The 22108-nt window shown below is 71.8% G+C and carries 21 protein-coding genes; 9 read left to right on the forward strand and 12 right to left on the reverse strand.

Translation table 11 applies throughout. The features are described 5' to 3' along the window. Positions 1–306: 306 nt before the first annotated feature. Entirely contained in the window at positions 307–3366 is a 3060-nt protein-coding gene (locus HNR40_RS20520) for a chondroitinase family polysaccharide lyase (RefSeq protein ID WP_184963603.1), read from the forward strand. Positions 3367–3438: 72 nt separating this feature from the next. Here HNR40_RS20520 and HNR40_RS20525 read toward each other — a convergent pair whose 3' ends face one another. Continuing rightward, positions 3439–4203, reverse strand: a complete 765-nt coding sequence (locus HNR40_RS20525; RefSeq protein WP_184963605.1) for an SDR family NAD(P)-dependent oxidoreductase — start codon at positions 4201–4203, stop codon at positions 3439–3441. 10 nt (positions 4204–4213) lie between these two features. Continuing rightward, positions 4214–4555: a hypothetical protein gene (locus HNR40_RS20530; RefSeq protein ID WP_184963607.1), complete on the reverse strand. Its 342-nt coding sequence runs from the start codon at positions 4553–4555 to the stop codon at positions 4214–4216. 102 nt (positions 4556–4657) lie between these two features. On the opposite strand from HNR40_RS20530, the gene HNR40_RS20535 reads away from it, so the two are divergent. Beyond that, positions 4658–5071, forward strand: a complete 414-nt coding sequence (locus HNR40_RS20535; RefSeq protein ID WP_184963609.1) for a peptidase inhibitor family I36 protein — start codon at positions 4658–4660, stop codon at positions 5069–5071. Positions 5072–5106: 35 nt separating this feature from the next. Here the strand turns inward: HNR40_RS20535 and HNR40_RS20540 are convergent, their stop codons facing one another. The 8 genes from HNR40_RS20540 to HNR40_RS20575 form a co-directional block, all read right to left on the reverse strand. Further along, the gene (locus HNR40_RS20540) at positions 5107–6531 is read right to left on the reverse strand and encodes an aldehyde dehydrogenase family protein (protein WP_184963611.1); all 1425 of its coding nucleotides are present in this window, start codon (positions 6529–6531) and stop codon (positions 5107–5109) included. Next, complete coding sequence (locus HNR40_RS20545) at positions 6528–7541, reverse strand: P1 family peptidase (protein WP_184963613.1); 1014 nt, start codon at positions 7539–7541, stop codon at positions 6528–6530. The genes HNR40_RS20540 and HNR40_RS20545 overlap by 4 nt, the downstream gene beginning before the upstream one ends. An 81-nt stretch (positions 7542–7622) precedes the next feature. Next, positions 7623–8813 carry a M20 family metallopeptidase gene (locus HNR40_RS20550; RefSeq protein ID WP_312896447.1) on the reverse strand — a complete coding sequence of 397 codons (1191 nt, stop codon included), beginning with the start codon at positions 8811–8813 and terminating at the stop codon, positions 7623–7625. Next, positions 8810–9604 (reverse strand): ATP-binding cassette domain-containing protein, encoded by a 795-nt coding sequence (locus tag HNR40_RS20555; protein WP_221340614.1) that lies wholly within the window; start codon positions 9602–9604, stop codon positions 8810–8812. Before HNR40_RS20555 ends, HNR40_RS20550 begins: the two co-directional genes overlap by 4 nt. Beyond that, positions 9573–10505 carry an ABC transporter ATP-binding protein gene (locus tag HNR40_RS20560; protein WP_312896448.1) on the reverse strand — a complete coding sequence of 311 codons (933 nt, stop codon included), beginning with the start codon at positions 10503–10505 and terminating at the stop codon, positions 9573–9575. Before HNR40_RS20560 ends, HNR40_RS20555 begins: the two co-directional genes overlap by 32 nt. Further along, positions 10502–11398 (reverse strand): ABC transporter permease, encoded by an 897-nt coding sequence (locus HNR40_RS20565; protein ID WP_246509279.1) that lies wholly within the window; start codon positions 11396–11398, stop codon positions 10502–10504. The genes HNR40_RS20560 and HNR40_RS20565 overlap by 4 nt, the downstream gene beginning before the upstream one ends. Next, entirely contained in the window at positions 11395–12342 is a 948-nt protein-coding gene (locus tag HNR40_RS20570) for an ABC transporter permease (protein WP_184963615.1), read from the reverse strand. Before HNR40_RS20570 ends, HNR40_RS20565 begins: the two co-directional genes overlap by 4 nt. Further along, complete coding sequence (locus tag HNR40_RS20575) at positions 12339–13832, reverse strand: ABC transporter substrate-binding protein (protein WP_184963617.1); 1494 nt, start codon at positions 13830–13832, stop codon at positions 12339–12341. The genes HNR40_RS20570 and HNR40_RS20575 overlap by 4 nt, the downstream gene beginning before the upstream one ends. Before the next feature lie 90 nt (positions 13833–13922). Here HNR40_RS20575 and HNR40_RS20580 point away from each other — a divergent pair, with 90 nt between their 5' ends. Together HNR40_RS20580 and HNR40_RS57255 are read left to right on the forward strand one after the other, a co-directional pair. Continuing rightward, a complete protein-coding gene (locus HNR40_RS20580; RefSeq protein WP_184963620.1) occupies positions 13923–14675 on the forward strand; it encodes a FadR/GntR family transcriptional regulator in 753 nt (250 codons plus the stop codon). A gap of 32 nt (positions 14676–14707) precedes the next feature. Then, the gene (locus HNR40_RS57255; protein WP_184963621.1) at positions 14708–15661 is read left to right on the forward strand and encodes an adenylate/guanylate cyclase domain-containing protein; all 954 of its coding nucleotides are present in this window, start codon (positions 14708–14710) and stop codon (positions 15659–15661) included. On the opposite strand, the gene HNR40_RS20590 is transcribed toward HNR40_RS57255, so the two are convergent. Next, positions 15645–16142, reverse strand: a complete 498-nt coding sequence (locus HNR40_RS20590; RefSeq protein ID WP_184963623.1) for an SAM-dependent methyltransferase — start codon at positions 16140–16142, stop codon at positions 15645–15647. The genes HNR40_RS57255 and HNR40_RS20590 overlap by 17 nt on opposite strands. Positions 16143–16226: 84 nt before the next feature. Between HNR40_RS20590 and HNR40_RS20595 the strand changes: the two genes are divergently transcribed. The 3 genes from HNR40_RS20595 to HNR40_RS20605 are packed head-to-tail and all read left to right on the forward strand — an operon-like array spanning position 16227 to position 18707. Then, complete coding sequence (locus HNR40_RS20595) at positions 16227–16715, forward strand: SigE family RNA polymerase sigma factor (RefSeq protein ID WP_184963625.1); 489 nt, start codon at positions 16227–16229, stop codon at positions 16713–16715. Beyond that, positions 16712–17704, forward strand: a complete 993-nt coding sequence (locus tag HNR40_RS20600) for a hypothetical protein (protein ID WP_184963627.1) — start codon at positions 16712–16714, stop codon at positions 17702–17704. The genes HNR40_RS20595 and HNR40_RS20600 overlap by 4 nt, the downstream gene beginning before the upstream one ends. A gap of 34 nt (positions 17705–17738) precedes the next feature. After that, positions 17739–18707: an LLM class flavin-dependent oxidoreductase gene (locus tag HNR40_RS20605; protein WP_184963629.1), complete on the forward strand. Its 969-nt coding sequence runs from the start codon at positions 17739–17741 to the stop codon at positions 18705–18707. A 46-nt stretch (positions 18708–18753) separates the two neighbouring features. On the opposite strand, the gene HNR40_RS20610 is transcribed toward HNR40_RS20605, so the two are convergent. Further along, entirely contained in the window at positions 18754–18987 is a 234-nt protein-coding gene (locus tag HNR40_RS20610) for a hypothetical protein (protein WP_184963631.1), read from the reverse strand. Between the two features lie 347 nt (positions 18988–19334). Between HNR40_RS20610 and HNR40_RS20615 the strand changes: the two genes are divergently transcribed. Then, positions 19335–20408: an XRE family transcriptional regulator gene (locus tag HNR40_RS20615; protein ID WP_184963633.1), complete on the forward strand. Its 1074-nt coding sequence runs from the start codon at positions 19335–19337 to the stop codon at positions 20406–20408. Further along, on the forward strand, positions 20405–22093 hold the full coding sequence (locus HNR40_RS57260; RefSeq protein WP_184963635.1) for a GNAT family N-acetyltransferase: 1689 nt from the start codon (positions 20405–20407) through the stop codon (positions 22091–22093). Before HNR40_RS20615 ends, HNR40_RS57260 begins: the two co-directional genes overlap by 4 nt. Positions 22094–22108 lie beyond the last annotated feature (15 nt).

Genomic DNA, 22108 nt, shown 5'->3' on the forward strand with positions numbered 1-22108 from the left:
CCCATCAGAAACATAAGTAACGAGCCGACCACAGGTCCCAACTCACCGTCAATTCGTCCCCGACTTGGGGTCCCAACTACCCAACGACCCAGCAGCCCGGCGGCCCTCTCCCCGCAGTCCAGCCGCCCGGCGGTCTGGCCGTCTGGCCGCCCGGCAGTCTGGCCACCCAGCGGTCTGGCGGTCTGGCCACTCGGCGGGGCTGGCCAGCCGGCGGTTTGCCAGTCCGCGAGTGCGGTGGGTGGGTGGCGGCAGAATGTGCCGCGAGGAGGGGTTTACGTGAAGATAATTTTCGCATTGGATACGCGCATGGCACCCGAGATCACCCGCCGATCCGCCATCGCGGCCGGTGCGGCAAGCGCCTTCTTCCTCCCCCACCTCCCCGCCGCCGCCCAGACGACCCCCGGACTCCTGGCCCCAGAGCAGCGCGCCCTGGACCTGGAGCAGCGCGCGCTGGCCATGGATCCGCCGGTGTTCCTGCTGGAGACGGCGGTGCCGCCGCAGTTGTCCGGGACCGGGCTCAGCCTGTCGGGTGAGGTGGCGGTCTGCGGCACGCGTTCCCTGCGCTGGGAGCACGGCGGCCGGGACGTGATCACGGTCAGCGCCCCGCTGCGCTGGCGACCCGACCCCTACCGGCTCGGTGACGACCAGGCCTGGCAGGGGCTCGTGGACGCCTTCTGCGTCTGGATCCACAACACGGAACCGGCCGACGACGTGGTGCGCTTCGAGTTCGGGCGGGGGGCGCGTACCGACGTCTGGTTCGAGTTCCGGCTCGGGTTCACCGGCTGGCGTACCGCCTGGCTGCGGTACGCCTACGACATGCGCGGCCGCCCGCATCCGGACATGGACACGCTGCGGATCGTCGCGCCGCGCCGCGCCGGGGTGCTGCACATCGACCAGCTCATGCTCAACGTGCCGCTGCGCCCGGACGCGCCGTGCCGTGACTACCAGTTGCCGGAGATCGCTCCCGAGGGCGACGAGTACGACAACCAGCACTGGCAGGCGCTCTATCGGTTCGATCACCTGCTTAAGACGAAAAAGCCGGACATGTCGCCGCCGTCCGCCGCCGAAACCGCCGACCTCCACGCCCTGCGCGCCCGCTACCTCGACGAGTACCTGATCGCCCCGGTCACCGTCGACGTGCCCGGCCTGACCGCCCAGGCCGACGCCCTGCTCGGCCGCCCCGTCCACGCCTACCAGGCCCAGATCTACCCGGCCGAGATCGCCGCCGAGCTGAGGGCATTCGTCAACCCGGCGACCCTGCGCGCCGTCACCGACCTGCTGCGCACCGTCGCCCTGGCCCACCACGCCAGCCCGCCCGACCGTCCCGCCCTCGCCGCCCTGTACGTCAAGATGCTGCGCCACCTGCGCGAGCAGGGCTGGACCCGGGGCAGTTGCCAGGGCACCATCCACCACCTCGGCTACGACGTGCGCGGCTACTACGACTCCGCCTACCTCATGCGCGACGCCCTGCGCGAGGCCGGGCTGCTGGAGGAGATCCGCGCCGACCTCGACTGGCTGACCGGACTCGGCCGGATGTTCCGCGGATTCGGCTTCCGGATGGCCCGCGGCAGCATGATGGACCTCTACAACACGACCGTGCGCGGCATGCTCGCCACCATCATGCTGCGCGACGGCGACGCCGAGCAGGTCGCCTACCTCCGGGTCCTGCGCGACTGGCTCAGCGCCACCCTCCTGCCCACCGACGGCATCCAGGACGGCATCAAGGTCGACGGCACCGCCTTCCACCACGTCGGCTTCTTCCCCGACTACGTGCGCGACGGCTTCGCGGGGCTGGCGCCCATCGTCTATCTGCTGCACGGCGGCAGCTTCGGCCTGTCCACGCAGGCGTACGGCTGGCTCAGGAAGGCCCTGCTGGCCCAGCGTGTCTACGCCGGCCGGACCCAGTGGCCGATCTCGTGCAGCGGCCGCAATCCCAGCGGGCTGACGGCGTTGTCGGTGGTGCCCTTCCAGTGGCTGGCCCAGGTGGACGACGAGATCGGCGCCGCGTTCCTGCGGTTGCTGCCGGCCGTACCGACGCCGCAGCAGAAGGCGATCGCCGAACGGCTGGCCGCGCGCGGCGTCAAGCCCGAGGCGGCGCCCACGGGCACGTGGGCGCTCAACTACGCGGCGCTGGCCGTGCACCGCCGCGAGGAGTGGCAGGTGACGGTACGCGGCCACAACCGCTACCTGTGGAGCACCGAGATCTACGTCGGCGCGAACTGGTACGGCCGCTACAACACCTACGGCCAGATCCAGGTGGTGAACAAGGGCACCAACCTCGACAGCGGCTACGCGCACAACGGCTACGACTGGAACCGCCGCCCCGGCGCCACCACGATCCACAAGTCCTGGGACGACCTCAAGGGCGACCTGACCGGCGCGATCGAGGAGATGCTGCTCACCGACGCGCGGTTCGCGGGGGCGCACAGCATCGACGACCGCGACGGCATGTTCGCGATGGATCTGCGCGAGCACCCGAAGTACGAGGGCTCGCACCGGGCCAGGAAGTCCGTCTTCCTGTTCGACGACCGGATCGTGGCGATCGGCACCGGCATCGGCAACGACGAGGCCCGCGACGAGACCGAGACCACGCTCTTCCAGACCACCCGCACCGGCGGCGCGCTGCTCATGGACGGGGCCGAGGTCCCCTGGGGCCACGACGCCCGCGACCTGTCGCCGCGCTGGCTGCTGGACGACAAGGGGATCGGCTACTACCTCGCCCCCGGCCAGCGGGTCGCGCTCACCCGCACCACCCAGGCCTCGCGGCACAACGCCACCGAGGCGCCGACCAGCGGCGACTTCTCCACCGCCTGGATCAGGCACGGCACGGCGCCCAGGGGCGGGCGCTACGAGTACGCGATGGTCGTCAACGCCACTGCCGCGCGCATGGCCGCCTTCGCCGCCGACATGGCCGACGCGGGGCGCGCGCCGTACACGGTGCATCGGGCGGACGAGGGAGCTCATATCGTGACGGACCGGGCGAGCGGGATCACCGGGTACGCGCTGTTCGAGCGGCTGTCGGCCGGGGAGGGGCTGGTGCGCGCGGTCGACACGCCGTCCATGCTGCTGACCAGGCAGGAGGCGGATGGCCTCGTGCTCGCCGTGTGCGACCCCGACCTGCGGTTGTACGGCGGCATCGACCCCGACCAGTACGAGCGGGGCCGCTACGTCGGCCACTACAGCCCGTGGTCGCGCCGCTGGCTGGACGATCCGAGCCATCCGCACCTGCTGCGGGCGACGCTGTCGGGCCGCTGGCGCGCCTCCGGCGGGCAGCCGTGCCGCGTGCGCCCGGCGGGGGCGCGGACGGTGGTCGAGTTCGAGACCGTGCACGGACGGCCGCTGCAGGCACGGCTGGAGCGGGCCTGAGAGATCAGCTGGACCAGCCTGAGAGGTCAGCTGACGCGGGCCTGGGAGGTCGGCTGGAGCGGGCCTGATGGGTCAGTTGGGCGGGTCGAAGCGGCCGTCTACGGCGGTCCAGCCGCCGTCCACGTAGAGGACGGAGCCGGTGACGAAGCTCGCGGCGTCACCGGCCAGGTAGACGACGGCGCCGGCCATCTCCTCGGGGCGGGCCCAGCGGCCCAGGGCGGACTTGGCGGCGTAGGCGGCGTACCAGTCCGGGTTGTCCTTGATCTGGCGGGTCAGCGGGGTCTCGACCACGCCGGGCGCGACCGCGTTGACGCGCACCCCCGAGGGTCCGAACTCGGCCGCCGCGGTGCGCAGAAGCTGCACGAGCCCGGCCTTCGTGGCCGAGTACACGCCCTGGCCCGGCTCGGTCACCGCGGCCCTGATGGAGGCGAAGCCGATGATCGAGCCGCGCCCGCGCTCCACCATGCCGGCGCCGAAGGCCCTCACCACCTCGAAGGAGGCGCGCAGGTTGAGGTCCACCACGCGGGCGAACTCCTCGCCGGTGTAGTCGAGCAGGCGCTTGCGCACGTTGGTGGCGGCGGTGAAGACGAGCACGTCGGCGGGCTCCTGGGCGGCCAGCGTCCACACGGCCGCGGCGTCGAGCACGTCCACCTCGTACGCGCTCGCGCCGCACAGGGCGGCCGTCCGCTCGGCGGCGGGCAGGTCCCGGTCGGCGCAGACCACCTCGGCGCCCTGGGCGGCCAGGGCCAGCGCCGACTCCCTGCCGATCCCGCTGCCGGCGCCGATCACGACCGCCCGCCGTCCGTCCAGGCGGAACAACCTCTCGTAGCTCGTCATGGTCAGCACTCTAGTGACTGGTCCGACCAGTGCACCAGGTGGGCCGTCCGCTAGTCCATGGACCAGCGGACGACGACCCATGCGGCGGCGATGGCCGAGCAGCCGCCCGGTAGACGTGGCCCTTGTAGTTGCCCGCCAGGCACAGGCCGTTCTTCCAGGAGATCCGCAGGTGCTCGCCGTCCATGCCCCGGCGGACGCGGGTGAACGTGAGCCGGCCGGCCTTGGCGCAGGGCCGTACCAGGACTCTGCGGTTGTCCTGAGGCCCGGTCGGCGAGGACAGGCAGGTCGTGCGGTTGGCGAGCTGGGAGAGGGCGGCCGTCAGGGCCACGGCTGAGACCGCGTGAGTGATCATGCGCCAGCCTAGACAGGAATTCCTTACCCGCCGCAAGATCCCTCTTCACCGCCAAGATCGCAGCCTGTAGGGTCGAAGGAAAGTTTCAGGTATGGAGGGACAGTGGGCAAGAAGCTTCACCTGTTGGCGCTCCCGATCGCGGCCATGGCCATGGCCGCCCTGACCAGCACCCCCGCCCAGGCGGCAGACGGGTACGACCGCTGCCGCGACGGCTACTACTGCATGTTCTCCGGGCTCGACGGCACCGGCGACATCATCGAGATCCAGGGCGACACCCCCAGCCTCGCCGCCCTCGGCATGGGCAGCAGGGGCAAGTCCGACTGGAACCGCACCGACTCGTGGATCCACCTCTACTCCGAGGCCGACTACGGCGGCTGCTCCGCGGTCACCCGGCCCCGCGACAAGGGGAACTTCTTCAGCACCTTCCGCGACTTCTTCAACTCCGTCAGGTTCGACGGACCCAACGGGCCCTCCTGCTTCGGCCTGGCCCGTACCTCACCCGACTCCCACGGATAGAACCGTGCGGGCCGGGTTCCCCCCGGCCCGCACGGCTACGGGCGGATGATCGCCATCCGGGTGACGGTGAACTCCTCGATGGCGAAGCGCGGACCCTCCCGGCCGATGCCGGAGTCCTTGACGCCGCCGTAGGGCATGTTGTCCGCGCGGAAGCCCGGCACCTCGTTGACCACGACGCCGCCCGCCTCGATCCGGTCGATCGCGGCGAAGGCCGTGGCCAGGGAGGTGGTGAAGACGGAGGCGTGCAGGCCGTAGCGGGAGCGGTTGACGGTGGCGAAGGCCTCGTCCAGGTCCGCCACGGTCCGTACGCACACGACGGGGCCGAAGATCTCCTCGTCCCAGGCGGCCACCCCGTCGGGGACGTCGGCCAGCAGCGTCGGCACGATCTCCCGGCCCGCGCGCCGTCCGCCGGTCGCCAGGCTCGCGCCCGCGTCCACGGCCGCCTCCACCCATTCGAGCACGCGCGCGGTCGAACGCTCGTCGATCAGCGGCGCGACCCGGGTCTCCGCCTCGCGCGGGTCGCCGCTGACCACGTTCTTCATGCGCTCGGCGAGCAGAGGCAGGAACCGGTCCCTGACCCGCTCTTCGACCAGCACCCGCTGCACCGAAATGCACGCCTGCCCGGAGGCGTAGTAACCGCCGCGCACCACCGCGTCAGCCGCGGCCTCCAGGTCGGCGTCGGCGGCGACCACCAGAGCGGCGTTGGAGCCGAGTTCGAGCACGACCTTGGTCGGGGCGGCGTTGCGGGCGATGGCGTGCCCGGCCGCCGCGGAGCCGGTGAAGGAGACCGCGCCGATCCTGCGGTCCTCGACGAGCGTACGGCCGACCTCGACGTCCCCCGTGACCAGCTGAACCGCGGCCGAAGGCAGCGCTCCGGTCTCCCGCAGCAGGTGGACCAGCCAGAGCGTGGCCAGCGGGGTGGCCGGCGCCGGTTTGACGATCACCGGGCAGCCCGCCGCGATAGCCGGGGCGATCTTGTGGGCGGCCAGGAGCAGCGGGTAGTTGAAGCCGGTGATGCCGACCACGACGCCGATCGGCCGCCGCGTCCAGAACCCGGTCAGCCCCTCGCCGGAGGGCAGCAGGTCCAGCGGGACGGTCTCGCCGTGCAGCCTGGCCACCTCCTCGGCGGCTGTGGCCAGCGTGACGATCGTCCGCGCCACCTCGACCCGGCAGTCGACCAGCGGCTTGCCGGTCTCCAGCACGAGCAGCCGCTCGACCTCCGCGCGCCGCTCCACCAGCGCGTCGTGCGCGCCCATCAGCGCGGTACGGCGGGCGTGCGAGGGCACCCGCGCCATGGCGGGCGCCACGGCCAGCGCCTCCTCCACGGCCTGAGCGGCCAGCTCGGCCGTGCCCAGCGGCGCCGTGGCCACCACGCTGCCGTCGTAAGGGAAGACGATCTCGGTGGTGTCCTCGACGGGCAGCCAGCCCGCCCCTATCGGCAGTCCGCTCGGCCAGTTCACGGTCGTTCCTCCTGCAGGAGTCGGGCGCTGGGGAAGACGTCGAGATAGGCGGGCGCCTCCGGGCGGCCGGTGGCGGCCAGCACGGCGTGGGCCACGGCGCGGCTGAACACGTCGGCCCCTGCGGCCAGGACGTCCTGCGGCTCCGCGCTCGACGGCGCGGATCGGGCGGCGGTGGACAGCCCGAAGATGGTGTCGCCGTCGACCATGGTGTGGGCCGGGCGGATCGCGCGGGCCAGGCCGTCGTGGGCCACCCCGGCGAGCTTGCCGCACTGGGCCTTCGACAGCGCGGTGTCGGTGGCCACGACGCCGATGGTGGTGTTGAAGCTGGTGACCTTCACCGGCCGCCAGGCGTCCGCCTCCCGCGCGGACGGCGGCCCGAGACCGCCGAACTCGCCCGGCAGGCCGTAACGGGCGCCCGCCAGCAGGCCGCCCGAGGGGTCCAGGACCGATCCGGCGGCGTTCACCACGGCCAGGGCGGCCACGGTGACGCCCGAGCCGAGGACGGCGCTGGCGGTGCCGACGCCACCGGCCAGCCCGCCCGCCACCGCGCCGGTGCCCGCGCCGATGGAGCCGTTGCGCGCCTCGTCGGCCGAGGCGGCGTCGTAGGCGGCGGCGCCCAGCTCGGCGGCGGGGGTGGCGCGGAAGTGGCCGCCCCGGCCCAGATCGTAGATGACGGCGGAGGGGACGATCGGGACGACGCCGCCCTCCACCGGGAAGCCGGCCCCGGCGTCGGCGAGGCGGTCCATGACGCCGCAGGCCGCGCTGAGGCCGTACGCGCTGCCGCCGGTCAGGACGACGGCGTGGACCCGCTCGACCAGGTTGCGGGGGTCGAGCAGCTCGGTCTCGCGGGTGCCTGGGGCGGCGCCGCGCACGTCCACCCCGGCCACCGCGCCCTCGCCCGGCGGCAGGATCACGGTGGTCCCGGTGAGATAGCCGCCGCCCACACGCTGCGCGTGCCCGACCCGGATACCCGGAACGTCGGTGAGCGCGTTGCGCGCCCCCGCCCTCACGCCGCTCCCCGAAAGAGCGCCGTCGTCCCCCAAAAGAGCGGCCCCGGCTTCACGTCGTCCTCCAAAGAGCGGCCCCCGGCTTCATGCGGGGTCCCGGGTCAGGAAGCGGCGGGCGGCCTCGGCGAACACGCGGGCGCACCGGACGATCTCCGCCACCTCCACGAACTCGTCGGCCTGGTGGGCGATCCACTTGCCGCCCGGGCCGTACACCACCGAGGGGACGCCGCCCCAGTGGGTGAGGACGGTGCCGTCGGTGGAGCCAGGCACGCCGCCGTACACCGGCTCCTCCCCGGTGACGGCGCGGTGGGCCGCGGCGAGGGCGGCCACGACGGGGTCGTCCACGGGGACCTCGACCGCTGGCCGGTCCACCAGGACGGCGACCTCGGTGGCGATCCCGGTGAACGCGGCCAGCTCACCGACCCGGCCGGCAATCTCGGCGTGCGACATGCCCGGCAGCGTGCGTACGTCCACGAAGACCGAGGCAGCCACCGGGATGACGTTGACCTGCTCCTCGGTCCCGGCGCGGGCCACGGTGGGCGTGACGTACACCTGGCCGAGGTGCTCGTGCTCGGGAAAACGTTTCTGCAGCTCGTCCTGGTAGGCCCCGAGGGCGACGATCAGCGCGCCGGCGGCCGGGATCGGGTTGCGGCCGTGCTGGGGCATCGCGCCGTGCGCCATCTTGCCGGTGAAGTCCACCCGCAGGCGCAGCGCGCCCTTGGCCACGGCGCAGATCTCGCCCGCCTCGGGCTCGGCCACGATGGCACCGTCCACGTCGGCGGCCAGCCCGGATTCGACGAAGTGGTGGGCGCCGAGCATCAGCCCTTCCTCATCGGCCAGCGCGCACACCTTCACCCGGCCGGGGAACGGTCCAGCGAGCTGCAGCGCGCGTACCGCGTAGAGGGTGGCGGCCAGGCCGGACTTCATGTCGGCGCTGCCGCGCCCCCACAGCCGGCCGTCGCGGATCTCGCCGCCGAACGGGTCGACGGTCCACTCCGACAGGTCGCCCTCGGTCACCACGTCGGTGTGGCCCTCGAACATGAGCGTGGGCCCGGGCAGCCCGCCCTCGACGACGGCGACCACGTTGGGACGGCCGGGCGCGGCCTCGGAGATCCGCGGCTCCCAGCCCCAGGAGCGCATCTTCGCGGCGACGAGTTCGGCGGCCGGCAGTTCGTTGCGCCCGCGCGCCGGGTCGTTGGTGCTGGGCACGCGCACCAGCGCCTGGGTGAACTCCACCACGCCCACAGAGTCGATCTCGATGTCGATCTCGATCACAGAAGTCCCTCCAAGGTCGGTACGGCCCGCAGCAACGTGCGCGTGTAGGGGTGTTTGGGCTCGGCCCAGACCTCGTCCACGGCTCCGCTCTCCACGATCTCCCCTTCGCTCATCACCGCGACGCTCTCGCAGACGTGCCTGACCACGGACAGGTCGTGGGAGACGAAGACCAGCGTGAGGCCGTGCGCGTCGATGAGGTCGGCGAGCAGGTTGAGGATCTGGCCGCGGACCGAGACGTCGAGCGCGCTGACCGCCTCGTCGGCGACGAGCACCTTGGGGGCGGGCGCGAGCGCGCGGGCGATGGCGATGCGCTGGCGCTGGCCGCCGGAGAACTGGTGCGGGTAGCGCTCGGCCGCGGCGGCGGGCAGCCCGACCTCGTCCAGCAGTTCGGCGACCCGGGTCCCTACCGGGAGTCTCTGGGCGACCAGCGGCTCGGCGACGATGTCGCGTACCCGCATGCGCGGGTCGAGTGAGCTCATCGGGTCCTGGAAGACGATCTGCAGGTCGTTGCGCAGGAAGCGCAGGTCGCGGCGTCCCACGATCTCCTGCCCGGCGAACCTGATCGAGCCGCTGGTGGGCCGGTCGAGCCCGCACAGCAGCCGCAGCAGCGTCGACTTGCCGGAGCCGGACTCGCCGACGATCCCGTAGCGCTCGCCGCGGGCGACGCTCAGCGAGACGCCCTTCAGCGCGTGCACGGCCTCGCCCGGCCTGGTGAGCGAGGTGCGCGGGCGGCGGTAGACGCGGGTGAGGTCGCGGGCCTCAATCACCGGGGTGCCAGCAGGCATAGCCATGGGCCTCTCCTGTCAACGCCGGTTCGGTCTCGCACCGGGGGCCGGCGTGGGGGCAGCGGTTGCGGAACACGCAGCCTTCCGGGAACGCCCCGGCCGACGGCACGCTGCCCTTGATCGTGGGCAGCCGGGTGCCGCGCGGGGTCAGCCGGGAGGCGTCGAGCAGGCCCTCGGTGTAGCGGTGGCGGGGGCGGGTGAAGACCTCGCGCATGGGTCCGGACTCGACGACGCGGCCGCCGTACATGACCAGGACGCGCTCGCACATCGACGCCACCACCGCCAGGTCGTGGGTGATGAACAGCAGCGCCGGGGCCACCTCGGCGATCAGCTCCAGCATCTGCTTCTGCACCGTCACGTCCAGGGCGGTGGTCGGCTCGTCGCAGATGAGCAGGTCGGGCTCGTTGGCGAGGGCGATGGCCAGCATGACGCGCTGGCGCTGGCCGCCGGAGAGCTGGTGGGGGTAGGCGCGGGCGATCTGGGCGGGGTGCGGGAGCCGTACCCGATCCAGGAGGTCGAGCGTGCGGGCGCGGGCGGCCGCGCGGTCGCGGCCGTGCAGCGTCATCACCTCCGACACCTGCGCGCCGACCCGCATGAGCGGGTTGAGCGCGGTCATCGGCTCCTGGAAGACCATCGACACGGTACGGCCGCGCAGCCCCTTGAGCCGCTTCTCCGGCACGCCGAGCAGCCGGTGCCCGCCCAGGACGGCGGTGCCCGAGGCGCTGACGCCCTCCGGGAGCAGTCCCATGAGCGACAGCGCGGTGAGCGACTTGCCCGAACCGGACTCGCCGATGAGCCCGACCCGCTCGCCGGGCGCGATGGCGAAGGAGACCTCACGCACCAGTTCGAGCTCCCCGGCGCGGACGGAGAGCCCTTCAACGCTCAGCAGTTTCACTGGGTCGCTCACCGCTCCTCACTCACTCCGCGGAGTCCCTCCTTCGTCGGGCCTCCACTCCGTTCGCTGCGTCGGGTTCGCTCCCTGATCCTCCTCAGCTTCGGGTCGAGATAGTCGCGCAGGCCGTCGCCGAGGAGGTTGAAGCCGAGGACGGCCAGCGCGATCGCGAGGCCGGGCCACAGGGCCAGGCGGGGCGTGGAGAAGAGGAGTTCCTGCGACTCCTGGAGCATGCGCCCCCACGACGGGGTGGGCGGCCGGGTGCCGAAGCCGAGGAACGACAGGGCCGCCTCGGCCAGGATCGCGATGGCGAACGACACCGACGCCTGCACGATGAGCATCGAGGCGATGTTCGGCAGCACGTGCCGTCCGGCGATCGCCATCCGGCCGCGCCCGGCGGCGCGCGCGGCCAGGATGTAGTCGGTGACCATGACCTGCATGGTCGCGGCGCGGGCGACGCGGGCGAAGGCGGGCACGGTGGCCACGCCGATGGCGATCATCGCGGTGAGCGTGCCGGCCCCGTAGACGGCGCCGAGCATGACCGCGAGCAGCAGCGCGGGGAAGGCGAAGACGAGGTCGTTGACCCGCATGACCAGCTCCGACAGCCAGCCGTGCGGGGTCATCCCGGCGATCATGCCGAGCGGGGCGCCGATCAGCGCGGCGATGCCGACGGCCACGATGCCGACGTACAAGGTGGTGCGGGCGCCGACCATGAGCTGGCTGAAGGTGTCGCGGCCGAACTTGTCGGCGCCGAGCAGGTAGCCGCCGCCGGGTTCCCGGAGCTTCCTGGCTGCGTCGACCAGGGTCGGGTCGTGCGGCGTCCACACGAACGAGACGAGCGCGGCGATCACCACGAGGGCGACGAGCGTGCCGCCGACGATCAGCCCGGCGTTCATCCTGCCCCTCATGGCGCACCTCGCAGCCGGGGGTCGAGCACGGCGTAGGCCAGGTCGACCACGAAATTGATGAGCAGCACCGCGACCACGAGCACCATGACGACGCCCTGGACGAGCAGGAGGTCGCGGCCGGCCACGCCGTTCAGGAGCAGGTCGCCGAGGCCGGGGATGACGAAGACGCGCTCGACGACCACGGCGCCGATGAGCAGCGTCGCGAGCTGGAGGCCGAGCACGGTGACGACGGGGATGGAGGCGTTGCGCAGGCCGTGCCGCCACAGGGCGCCCATGCGGCCGCGGCCCTTGGCGCGGGCGGTGCGCAGGTAGTCCTCGCGCATGACGTCGAGCACCGACGAGCGGACGTAGCGGGTCAGGACGGCGCCCTGCACCAGGCCCAGCGACAGCCACGGCAGCAGCAGGCTCAGCAGCCATTGTGCGGGGTCCTCGGCCATGGGCACGTAGCCGCCCGAGGGCAGCGCCTGCGCCTTCACCGCGAAGACGAACACCAGCAGGATGCCGGCCAGGAACGCCGGGATGGCGATGCCGACCTGGCTGACGGCGCTGATCGCGGCGCCGAGCGGGTTGCGGTGGTGCACGGCGGCGAAGGTGCCGGCCGGGACCGCCACCAGCAGCGCGATGACCATGCCGCCGGTCACGAGCACGGCGGTGACCGCCAGCCGCTCGCCGATCTGCGGGCCGATGGGCGAGCTGGTCACGTAGGAGGTGCCGAAGTCGCCGGTGACCAGGCCGCCGAACCAGTCGAGGAACTGGGTGACGGGCGGCCGGTCGGTGCCGTACTGCTGCCGCAGCTGGGCCACGGCCTCCGGGGTGGCGTTGACGCCGAGCGCGATCTCGGCCGGGTCACCCGGCAGCAGCGCCATGAAGGCGAAGACGACCACGCCGGCGACGGCGGTGCTCGCCAGGAGCACCGCCAGCCGCTTGACCAGGTAGACGATCACTGCTTGGCGAGTCCGGTGAAGTCGAAGGACTCGGCGATGGCGTTCTTCGGCAGCCCGGTGACGCCCTTCTTCGCGACGATGAGGTTCGGGAAGAGGAAGAGCCAGTCGGCGGCGGCGTCGTCGGACAGCAGCTTGGCCGCCTGCTTGAGCTTGTCGGTCTGCTCCTGCTCGGTGCCCTTGTCGGCCTCGGCGAGCAGCTTGCCGAACGCGGGATTGTCGTAGCGGAAGTAGTACGACTTGTCGGCGAAGATGCCCATGTCACGGGGTTCGACGTGGTTGATGATCGACAGGTCGTAGTCGCCCTGCTTGAACACCACGTCCAGCCAGCGGGCCGGGAACTCCAGCGGCTCGATGTCGGCGGTGATGCCCACCTGCGCGAGCTGCGACTTGACCACCTGGGCTGCGGCCACCGCGTACGGCAGGTTGGGGATGCGCATCTTGACGTTGTAGGTCTTGCCGCCGAGCAGTTCCTTGGCCTTGGTCACGTCGTGCGGGTGGTCGCCGGTGCGGTCCTCGTACCACGGGTCGGTGGGCGGGACCATGGTGCCGATGAGCTGGCCTCTTCCGGCCCAGGCGGTGTCCAGGAGCGCCTTGTGGTCGATGGCGTGGCGTACGGCCTGCCGTACCTTCTTGTCGTTGAACGGCGGGCGGCCGTTGTTGAGGGAGAGCACGACCTCCCCGTTGGTGGTGCCCTCGACCGTCTGGAACCTGTTGGGGTCGGCGAACTGCTGCAGCGACTCGGGGGCCTGGACGCTGGAGATGACGTCGATGCCGCCGGTCAGCAGCGCGTTGTTCATCGCCGTGGCGTCCTTGAAGTACTTCAGCGTGACGCCGGGGATGGCGGGCTTGGTTCCCCAGTACTCGCCGTTGGCGGTGAGCTGGATGGAGTCGCCGCGCTTCCAGCTGCCGAGCTGGTAGGGGCCGGTGCCGACGGGCTTGTTGGCCAGGTCGGCGACGCCCGTCCTGCTGAACATGGCGCCGAGGCGGGTGGCCAGCGCGTAGAGGAAGCCGTTGCTCGGCTGCTTGAGCGTGACGACGGCGGTGGTGTCGTCCTTCTTCTCCACCTTGTCGACGACGTCGAGCTGGGCCTTGATCTTCAGCTTCCAGTCGGACTTGACCCGGTCGAAGGAGAAGACGACGTCGTCGGCGGTGAAGGGGGCGCCGCTGGTGAAGGTGACGCCCTTGCGTAGGGTGAAGGTGTAACTCTTGCGGTCCGGGGAGATCTCCCACTTCTCGGCGAGGAGCGGGACGATCTTGCCGTCCTGGTCCAGCTTGACCAGGCCCTCGTAGACGTTGACCAGCAGGGCCTGCGGGATCGCGGCGCCCTCGGTCGCGGTGAAGTCGAGGTTGGCCGGTTCCGCCACGAACCCGACCGACAGCGACTCCTGTTTCGACGCCGTGTTCCCGCCCGGCTGCCCGCCGCCACCGCCGCCGCAGGCAGTGGCCAGCAGGAGACCGCCGGCGGCGATCATGGTCCCGATTCGCCTCATGTTCAACAGCCTCCTGGCTAGTGCACTGGTCGGACCAGTAGGCTACGCACACTGCCAGTCCTCAACTGCTCGGGTCAAGGGGGCTCTTCCATGGGCGGACCGCGGTTTGAACCGGTGCGCACCGTCCGCGCGTACGAGCGCATCGTCGAGCAGATCGAGGAGGCCGTCGAGACCGGCACGCTCACCCCCGGACACCGGCTGCCCAGCGAGCGGGACCTGATGGCGCAGTTCTCCGTCAGCCGTTCGACCGTGCGCGAGGCGCTGCGCGTGCTGCAGGCCCGCGGGCTGGTCCGCTCCCGGCCGGGCGACCCCAACGGGGCCGAGGTGCTGCCGTTCACCCCGGCCGCGCTGCACAAGTCGATGACCACGCTGGCCCGGGTGGACCAGCTGTCGCTGGGCGAGCTGGTCGGGTTCCGCATGACGCTCGACGCCGCGGCCAACCTGCTGGCGGCGCGGCTGCGTACCGAGGCGCAGCTGGCGGAGATGGACGCGGCGATCAGCGCGATGCGGGCCGCGGCCGGGACCGGCTACGACGCGTTCAGCGCGGCCGACGTCGCCTTCCACGACGCGGTGGCCAGGGCCAGCGGCAACAAGCTCATCCAGATCTGCACCGACGTGGTGCGCTCGATCGTGCTGAACCTGATCGCGGAGAAGATCGCCGCCGCGCCCGACCAGGACGGGCTGATGCGGCAGAGCATCCGCCACCACGAGGAGGTCCTGGCCGCGGTGCGGGCGGGCGACGGACCGCTGGCGGCGCGGCTGTCGCGGCAGACCATGTACGACTACTACGTCACCTATGTGCCCGCCCCGGAACGCGCCGCCCTGCGCGCCCTCCTGGACTGACCGGCGGCCCGTCTGGGTGTTAGGTTGCAGCCGTGACGAGTGAGGACGGGCTGACGGAGGCGTTCCTCCGGGAGCACCGTCGTTACACCAGCCACCAGGTCGCCGAGATGGCCGGGGTGCCCGTCTACCGTGCGCGCAAGTTCTGGCGCGCGCTCGGCTTCGCCAACGTCGCCGACGACGCGGTCGAGTTCACCGACTCCGACGTCGAGGCCCTGCGCACGCTGCTCGGCATGGTGAGCAGGGGCCTGTACGACGAGGGCCACGTGCTGCTCATGGCCCGCTCGCTGGGCCGGGCGACGGCGCGGCTGGCCGAGTCGCAGGCCGAGCTGGGCGCCGAGGAGCTCGACCAGGCGGGCGTGCCGCTGGCCGACCGGCCGCGCGCGTGGACGCGCCGGGCCAGGCGCGTGGTCCCCGACCTGGAGAAGCTGCTCGTCTACGCCTGGCGCAGGCAGCTCGCCGCCGCGGCCGGCCGCATGGTCGAGCAGGAGAAGACCGCGGTACGCCTGGCGGTGGGCTTCGCCGACCTCGTCGGGTTCACCCGGCTGAGCAGGCAGATCTCCGAGATCGAACTGGCCGCGCTGGTCGACGAGTTCGAGGGCAGGTCGGCCGACGTGGTCACCTCGACCGGCGGCCGGGTGATCAAGACGCTGGGCGACTCGGTGCTGTTCGTCTCGGGCAAGGCGCACGACGCGGCGGAGATCGCGCTGCGGCTGCTGGCCGCCCACGCCAAGGTGCGCGGCATGCCGGAGCTGCGCGTGGGCCTGGCGGTGGGGCCGGTCATCGGCCGCATGGGCGACGTGTTCGGCACCACGGTCAACCTCGCCAGCAGGCTGACGGCGCTGGCGCACCCCGGGACGATCCTCGCCGACCCGGACATCGCCGAGGAGCTGACCGGTGACCGCGCCTTCCGGCTGGTCCCGGTCGACCGGCTCACGGTGCGCGGGCTGGGCGAGCTGGTGCCGTTCACCGTCAAGCGGGCGCTGTGACCTCGCCCTTCACGCACAGCAGGTTGCCCTCGCGCACGGTCGTGACGTGGAAGCCGCCTCCGGCCAGCGCGCCGCCCACCTTCTCCGCCAGCTCCTCGACGCGTCCCGGCGGCTCGTAGAAGACGTAGAGCGCGCCCCGCCCGGCGAGGGCGCCGGTGATGAGGCCGAGCTCCCTGGCCGGTGAGCGGGTCCAGAAGAGGTTGACGTTGACCGCGAACACCTTGTCGTAGCCGCCGTCGCCGATGCCGTGCTCCAGCGCCCCGAGGCGGAAGACGGCCAGACCGGCGTCGAGGTGGCGGCGGTTGCGCAGCTCGGCCGCCTTGATCGCGGTCGCGGAACGGTCGAGCCCGGTCACCCTCCCGCCCCGGTCGCAGACCAGCTCGGCGGCCACGCCGCGGCCGCACCCGATCTCGAGTATCCGCTCCCCCGGCCGCACGTCGAGGGTGTCCACCGCCCAGGTCAGCCGCGCCGGAATCGCCATGGATTCCATCCTGCCCCAGGGCAACCGGGCCCGCCGCCCGATGCGTCAGTACGGTCGACAGGCGACGACCCGAGAGGCCATCAGGTGGCAGACAGATCGATATTTCATGATTTCGTGGCGACACGCTCGGACCGCCTCCTCCGCACCGCCTACCTGCTGACCCACGACTGGGCGCTGGCCGAGGACCTGCTGCAGGAGGCGCTGACCAAGGCGTGGTTCGCCTGGCCGAGGGTGGAGGAGCCGGAGCCGTACGTGCGCCGGGTCATCGTCACCACCTTCACCTCCTGGTGGCGGCGGCGCTGGCGGCGCGAGCTGCCCAGCCACGACCTGCCCGAGACCGCGCACCTCGACGCCACCGGCGGCATCGACGAGCACGACTCGCTGTGGCGGGCCATCGGACGGCTGCCGGCCAGGCAGCGGGCGGTGATCGTGCTGCGCTTCTACGAGGACCTGCCGGTCGCCGAGACGGCCCAGGCCCTCGGCTGCGAACCGGGCACGGTCAAGAGCCAGACGGCCAAGGCCCTGGCCAAGTTGCGGGTGGACGAATCGATCGTGAAGGAGTTGCAGCGATGACCGTGCAGGACTTGCGCGAGGTGCTCCGGGAGCACGGTGCCGCCGCGCCGCCGCCCAACCCGGCCCGCCGTACCCAGGTCGAGGCCCGCATCCGCCGCAGGCGGCTGCGCAGCCGCGCGGTGGCGGGCGGCGCGATCGCGGCCGCCGTCGCACTCGCCGCCACCCTTCTCCCCGGTACGGCTCAGCCGCCCGACCAGACGGCGGCCACCAAGCCGGCGCTGCCCGACACCTTCGTCGCCGCCGACGGCACCGAGTACCGCAAGGTGGCCGCCACGACCGTGGTGACCCCGGGCAAGAAGAAGGTCATCGTGACCGTCCCGCTGACCGGCAACCCCATCGACCTGGCCGCCAGCTGCACGGGCGCGGTCCGGGGAAGCATCACGCCGTCGGTCGCCGCGGCCGGACTGCCCCCGCAGCACGGCCTCGTGGCCTGCTCCAAGGAGATGCAGGTGCTCGGCCTCCAGGTCCCGAAGGGCGCCGGCAAGGCCGAGGTCGTCATCGATCCCATGGTCGCCGGCACGGGCTGCATCCAGACGAAGAAGAACGGTCCGTGTGACCAGCCGAAGATCGAGCGGAGCGTCTGGTCGCTCGCCTTCTACGAGTGGATCCCTCCGGCGCGTCCGGTGATCCCCGAGGAGCCGCGCGCCCTGCCGGGACGGATGGGCGAGATGAAACTGCGAAAGAGCGAGTCGGGAACCTGGCCGGAGCAGGACACCGTCACCTTCCGCACGACCGGCGCGATCGGCCTGGAGAAGATCTGCACCGGCGATCTGGCCTCGCGGCTCAGGTTCAGTGTGTCCGTCAACGGCACGGACACCGGCGTCAACGGCAGTTGCGCCGTCTGGAAGCGGGGTGACTTCCCCTGGGCGATGGGGATGCACGCGCTGCCGGAGGGCAAGACCTCGACCGTCACGCTCAAGCTGCGCATGGACGGCGGCTCCCACCCCAACCGGCCCGTCCGCTGGTCGGTGGGCGTGTACGGCAAGTAGGAAATCTTTCCGGCCGTCAGGTGTTACAGCAAAGGTGACTCGTTACTCGATCCTTGACCGCTCGCTCGTCCGCGCCGGACAGGAACCGGCGCGGGCGCTGCGGGACACCATCGAGTTCGCCCGGCAGGCGGAGAAGCTGGGCTACCACCGCTTCTGGGTCTCCGAGCACCACAGCGTGCCCGGCGTGGCCGGTTCCGCGCCGACCGTGCTGGCCGCCGCCGTCGCGGCGGCGACCTCGCGCATCAGGGTCGGCACCGGCGGCGTGATGCTGCCCAACCACCGGCCGCTGGTGGTGGCCGAGCAGTTCGGCGTGCTGGAGTCGCTGTATCCGGGGCGCGTCGACATGGGGCTCGGCCGTTCCGTGGGGTTCACCGGCGGCATCCGCAAGGCACTGGGGCACGGGCTGGCCGACGCCGACGACTTCGGCGAACGGCTGGAGGAACTGCTCGGCTTCTTCACCGGCAAGCAGGAGGCCCATCCCGGCGTGCACGCCTATCCCGCGGAGGGACTGCGGCCGGAGGTGTTCGTGCTGGCGATGGGGGCCGGCGCCGACATCGCCGCCGAGCACGGGCTGCCCATGGTGATCGGGAACGGCGCCCGGACGGCGGAGGCGGTCGGGCGTTACCGGGCCGCGTTCCGGGCCTCGGAGTGGGCGGCGCGGCCGTACGTGATGGTGGCGGCGAACGTGGCGGTCGGCGAGACGGCGGCAGCGGCGGCGTACCTGCAGGTGCCGGAGGCCTGGGCGACGGCGGTGTCACGGACGCGCGGCGCTTTCCCGCCCCTTGCCCCGGCGGCGGAGATCCTCGCCGCGGAGATGAGCGAGAGGGAGCGGGGGTATCTGGAGGAGGCGCGGGCCGGGCAGATCCACGGGACGGCCGGGGAGGTGGCGCTGGCCCTCGACGACCTGGTGGAGCGGTCAGGGGCCGATGAGGTGCTGGTCACGATGAACACCTACGACCTGGACGAGCGTCTCGACTCCTATAGGAGGCTGGCGCGCCTGTAGGCGTCACCCGAGATGGGCGCTGCGGGGTCGCGCCCATCTCCGCGGTTCACGGCCCGAGGGCCAGAGCGACCTGCGCGAGGAGCACCACGGCCAGCGCGCCCAGCGCGACCGCGGCGATCAGGACGAGAACGATGCGCAGGAGGAAGGAGACTGCCTTCGCCACCTGGCGGACGGCGAAGAGCATCGCCCAGACGGAGGCTATCGCGAGGAGTGAGAGCAGACCGCGGGCCGCTGCCACTCCCTCTGGGCTGGCGGTGGTGAGGAGGATTACGGTTGTCATGGAGTTCCCCGGTGTTTGACGCGCCGATGGGGCTTACGAGTGCGGGCACTCCTGGAGATCGTCTGCCCCGACCCGGGAGTGCCTGCGTGATCGCAGGGGGTGCTGTGCCCGCGTCTGACTGATGCGGGGCGGTGCGCGCGACTGGTTCATGGTTAACCTTTACCTAATCTTCACTTCTTCTCCTGAAGGAAGAATTCCCCTGCTGACGGCGCGAAAAACCTGCGCACACGGGGCTCATGGCTTTACGCTGGCGGCCATGCCAGTGAACTGGCCAAACGAACTACTCGCATCTGGACGCCAGTAGATGTTTACTTGGAGACTGAAGTTCAGATGAAGGGTGTTCACTGATGGAACCGATGGACGACGCCGTCCGGGTTCTGGCGCAACGGCTGAAGTCGCTGCGCACCCGGCGCTGGCCGGAGGTGAAGATCACCCAGCCGATGCTGGGCGAGGCCCTGGCCAAGGGCGGCCGGCCGCTCAGCTCCGGACTGATCAGCTCCTGGGAGTCGAGCACGACTCCGAAGACGCCGCCGCTGGCGCGCCTCGACGACTACGCCACCCTGTTCTGCACCCCGCGCTCGATCAAGGACGGCACGCTGCGCCTGCTGCCGGTCGCCGAGCTGACCGCCGAGGAGCTCGCCGAGCGCGGGCGTATCCGGGCCGACCTGCTCAGCCTGCGCAACGACGCGGTGCACGAGCCGGCCGGCGCGACCGCCAACCCGTGGGACTTCCGCGACGAGCGGCCGATCACCATCATCTGCGGCAGCCTGCCGCCCGACCTGACCGCGAGCCTGAGCAAGTACGTCGACCCCGACGACCCCGACTACATGGACCTCTACACCTACGCCGACATCGACGCCCTCTTCGAGCTCCACGGCCACCTGCGCGCGCTCAACCCGGCGAGCAAGGTCCGCCGCCGCCGGGTCGACACCGTCTCGCCGACCGAGGACTTCGCCGGCCACGTCGTGCTGCTCGGCGGCGTCGACTTCAACCCGCGCACCGCCGACGTGCTGGCCGACCCCGCGATGCCGGTCAAGCAGGTGGCCGAGTGGGACGCGGGCCGGGTCTACTTCGAGGTCGGCGAAGAACACTACTCGCCGACGCTGGAGAGGGGCGCCGACGGGCGGGAGATCCTGCTGGAGGACGTGGCCCACTTCTACCGAGGCCCCAACCCGCTCTACCAGAGCGGCACGCTGACCATGTGCAACGGCATGTTCGGGCGCGGCACCCTCGGCGCCGTGCGCGCGCTGACCGATCCGGCGCTGGCCGAGGCCAACAGCGAGTACCTCAACACCCGCTTCGCCGGGCAGGAGAGCTTCAGCCTGATCACCCGGGTCCTCGTCATGGGCGGCGCCGTGCTCACCCCCGACTGGCGCCTTTCCGGCAACGTGCTCCACGAGTGGCCGGAGGAGACGGGGTGAGCCGTCACCATCACGGCTCACACCGGCACCTCCTGGCGTCCGTCCCGCGGCCCGCCGGGACCGCGCGGGTCGACGCGATCATCGTGCCGACCGTGCGGCCGCCGGCGTACCTGCGGGACGCGGCTGCGGTGGCCGAGCGGCTCGACTGCCCGCTGGTCACGCTGTCGAGCGGGCGCTACACCTCGGCGGCGCGGACCATGCGCGGGCTGGGCGAGCTGGGCGTGGAGCTGGTCGCCATCGACCTGTCGCGGCACCGGCCGCTGGCCGCGCCCGTCCATGGGCCGGAGTTCCCGCGTTCAACGCCGCTCGACTGCCGCGCCGACACCGCCGCCAAGCGCAACGTCGGCATGCTGCTGGCCACCATGACCGGCTGGGAGAACGTCATGTTCCTGGACGACGACGTCGTGGTACCCGATCCGGCCGACCTGTCCCGGGCGGCGGCGCTGCTGGGCTCGTACGACCGGGTGGCGCTGACGCTCGGCGGCTTCCCCGACAACTCCGTGGTGTGCCACGCCTACCGCGACAACGGCGGCGCCGACCAGTCCACCTTCGCCGGAGCGGGCGCGATGGCCGTGGCAGCGGCCAGGGCTCCGGCCTACTATCCGGCCGTCTACAACGAGGATTGGTTCGACCTGCTCGGCGACGACGGCCTGCTGCGGCCGACGGCCAGCGTCGGCGCGGCGCTGCAGCGGGAGTACGACCCCTACGGCACGCCGGAGCGGGCCAGGCGCGAGGAGTTCGGCGACGTGCTCGGCGAGGGCCTGATGTGGCTGCTCGACGCGGGCGTCTCCTGGCAGGCGGCGGACCTGGACCACTGGCGGGAAATGCTGCGCCGGCGCCGCAGGCTGGTCGATGACCTCCTGCTCAGGGAGCGCAGAGCGCCCGCGCGGGCCGCGCTGGTGGCCGCCCGCGAGCAGCTCAAGCTCATCAAGGCGCGCGCGTGCCATCGCTTCGTGGAGGACTGGGCCGTCGCCAGGAAGAGCTGGCAGGCCCACCTCGACTCACTGCCGACCGGGCTGACGACCGCGCGGGCCTGCGCCGAGCTGCGGGAGCGCCATCCGGAGCTGGCCGTGCACCACCAGGAGCGGCGTCCGGCCGCCTACACCCTGGGCGACCCGCCGGGTACGGCCGCGCCGTACGCGGTCCGCATCCCCCGTCCCGAGGGCGGGCTGGTCAGGTTCGAGCCGCTCACCGAGGCCGGCATCCCCGCCCTGGTGGCCTCCTTCGGGCAGCGGCCCTACTTCGTGCGCGCCCTGGCCAGGCAGGAGAGCGGCCACGGCGTCCTGCTGATCGCCTGGGATCGCGAGCGGGCCGTGGGCACCGTCTACATCTGGCTGGACAAGGCGGAGGAGAAAAGGCTGCGGCGCCGGCTACCGGGTACGCCCCTGCTCATGCATCTTGATCTGTTGCCCGAATACCGCGACACCGGGTTCGGCACCATGCTCGTCTACGTGGCCGAGCAGAAGCTCATCGAACGCGGCCACTCGACCGTCGCGCTCGGCGTCGATCCGGACAACCAGCAGGCGTACCGGCTGTATCTGCGCCTGGGGTACCGCAAGTGGAAGCACTCCCCGGTGCCGACGACCGAGGAGATCCTCCACGAGGACGGGACAAGCGAGCGCAAACCAGACAGATGTCACATTCTTTACAAGACTCTTTCTCCGTTCCCGTCATCATTGCGATGATGGGAGCTTCGTGGG

The sequence above is a fragment of the Nonomuraea endophytica genome (assembly GCF_014203235.1).
In the GTDB taxonomy this organism is placed as follows: domain Bacteria; phylum Actinomycetota; class Actinomycetes; order Streptosporangiales; family Streptosporangiaceae; genus Nonomuraea; species Nonomuraea endophytica.